Origin of the sequence: Sphingomonas sp. Leaf33 (assembly GCF_001421785.1) — a bacterium.
GTDB lineage: Bacteria > Pseudomonadota > Alphaproteobacteria > Sphingomonadales > Sphingomonadaceae > Sphingomonas.
The window spans coordinates 221,979-224,672 of sequence record NZ_LMLB01000017.1; the positions used below are offsets into that span (position 1 = coordinate 221,979).

The following is a 2,694-nucleotide window of genomic DNA, read 5'->3' on the forward strand; positions in this document are numbered from 1 at the left end:
TGGAAACGGTTACATCGATGTCTAATCGATCCACGGGCGCCTAGTCGTCAAGAGGCAATTTGGTCACAGTTGTCCGGCGTTCGCAGCCGGGTCGGCCCGGGGATCGTTCGGACCGAATGACGTTTTCAGGAGAGCCATGTTGATCACGACCCGCCCCGCCGTTCGACTGTTGCTGGGAGCGAGCCTGATCGCCGCGGCGCCGCTGGCCGCCCGCGACGTGGTGGCCCCGGCCCGCCGCGCCGCGGCCGTGACCACGCCCGCCGCGCCGCCGGTCGAGACGCCGGCAGGGCCGACCCCGGCGGTCTGGGGCGATCATCCGCAGATGCGCAGCTTCGTCGACCGACTGATGTCGCAGATGACGCTGGCGGAAAAGATCGGCCAGTTGACGCTGCTGACCAGCGACTGGGTGTCGACGGGCCCGACGCTGCGCGCGGGCTACAAGCAGGACATCGCCGCGGGCAAGGTCGGCGCGATCTTCAACGCGCATTCGGTCGCCTACACGCGCGAATTGCAGCGGCTGGCGGTCGAGACCACGCGGCTGAAGATCCCGCTGCTGTTCGGCTACGACGTCATCCACGGCCACCGCACGATGTTCCCGATCTCGCTGGGCGAGGCGGCGTCGTGGGACCTGGACGCGATCGAGAAGAGCGCGCGCATCTCCGCGATCGAAGGTGCCGCCGAAGGGCTGCACTGGACCTACGCGCCGATGGTCGACATCAGCCGCGACCCGCGCTGGGGCCGCGTGTCCGAAGGGGCGGGCGAGGACACCTACCTCGGCAGCCGCATCGCCGAGGCGCGGGTGAAGGGATTCCAGGGCAAGCGCATCGGCGACACCGATTCGCTTCTCGCCACGGTCAAGCATTTCGCCGCCTACGGCGCACCGCAGGCGGGCCGCGATTATTCGACGGTCGACATGTCGATGCGCGAGCTGCGCGAAACCTATCTGCCGCCATACAAGGCCGCGGTCGATGCGGGCGCCGCGACGGTCATGACCAGCTTCAACGAGCTGGACGGCGTGCCGGCGTCGGGCAACAGCTTCCTCCTCACCGACGTGCTGCGCAAGGAATGGGGCTTCAAGGGCTTCGTCGTCACTGATTACACGTCGATCAACGAAATGGTCCCTCACGGTTACTCGAAGGACGAGAAACAGGCCGGCGAGCAGGCGATCAATGCCGGCGTCGACATGGACATGCAGGGCGCGGTGTACCTCAACCACCTCGCCACATCGGTCGCCGAGGGCAAGGTCAGCATGGCGACCGTCGACGAAGCCGTGCGCCGTGTGCTGGAAATGAAGTACCGGCTGGGGCTGTTCCAGGACCCGTACAGGTTCAGCGACGCGAAACGCGAAAAGGCGAACGTGATGACGCCCGCGTTCCTGGAGGCCGCGCGCGATGTCGCGCGCAAGTCGATGGTGCTGCTGAAGAACGAGGGCGACGTGCTGCCGCTCGCCGCTTCGGCGAAGACGATCGCACTGGTGGGACCGCTGGCCGACAGCAAGGCCGACATGATCGGCAGCTGGGCGGGGCAGGGCAGTCGCACGCGGCCGGTGTCGCTGCTGGAGGGCATCCGCGCGCGCGCCGGCAAGGGCGTGACGGTCACCTACGCCAAGGGCGCAAGCTATCAGTTCGCCGACGCCGGCAAGACCGACGGCTTTGCCGAGGCGATGGCAGCGGCGAAGAACGCCGACGTCATCGTCGCCGCGATGGGCGAATATTGGGACATGACCGGCGAGGCCGCCAGCCGCACCGACCTGAACCTGCCGGGCAATCAGGAAGCGTTGCTCAAGCAGCTCAAGACGTTGGGCAAGCCGATCGTGCTGGTGCTGCTGTCGGGCCGGCCGAACACGATTCCCTGGGCGGCGGACAATGTCGATGCGATCCTGGAGGCGTGGTATCCCGGCACGATGGCCGGCACCGCGGTCGCCGACGTGCTGTTCGGCGATTACAACCCCAGCGGCAAGCTGCCGATGACGTTTCCGCGGTCGGTCGGGCAGGTGCCGATCTTCTATTCGATGAAGAACACCGGGCGGCCGTTCACCGCGGACAAGCAGGGGCAGAAATATCTGTCGCGCTATCTCGATTCACCCAACACTCCGCAGTGGCCGTTTGGGCACGGCCTGAGCTACACGCGCTTCACCTATTCGCCGGTGACGATCGACAAGACCGTGATCCGGCCGGGCGAGGCACTGACCGCCAGCGTCACGCTGACCAATGCCGGCAAGCGCGCCGGGACCGAGATCGTCCAGCTCTACACGCGCGATCTGGTGGGCTCGGTGACGCGGCCGCTGAGGGAGCTGAAGGGCTTCCAGAAGATCGCGCTGAAGCCGGGGGAATCGCGCCGGGTGACGTTCAGGGTCAACGACAAGGACCTGGCCTTCTACCGGCAGGACATGAGCTGGGGCGCGGAGCCGGGCGACTTCGAGCTGTTCGTCGGCGGCACGTCGGATTTGCCGACAGGCGTGAAGTTCACGCTGGCGGAGTGATCTCAAGATCCTCCCCGCACGCGGGGAGGGGGGTGCGCGGACGGCTCACCGTGACCTGCGAGCCCGAGATCCTCCCCGCACGCGGGGAGGGGGGACGACGTTGGTGTTGAAGAATGCGGCGGGGAACGAAAATCCTCCCCGGCACGGGGAGGGGGACCGCCCGCGGAGCGGGTGGTGGAGGGGGCGGGCCGCAAACGGATCGCTCGAGGCGC

1 protein-coding gene is annotated in these 2,694 nt (G+C 67.3%); it reads left to right on the forward strand.

Annotation, left to right across the window (positions count from 1 at the left end):
- Nucleotides 1-136: 136 nt before the first annotated feature.
- Nucleotides 137-2,482: a beta-glucosidase BglX gene (bglX, locus tag ASE86_RS14245; RefSeq protein WP_082441945.1), complete on the forward strand. Its 2,346-nt coding sequence runs from the start codon at nt 137-139 to the stop codon at nt 2,480-2,482.
- Nucleotides 2,483-2,694 lie beyond the last annotated feature (212 nt).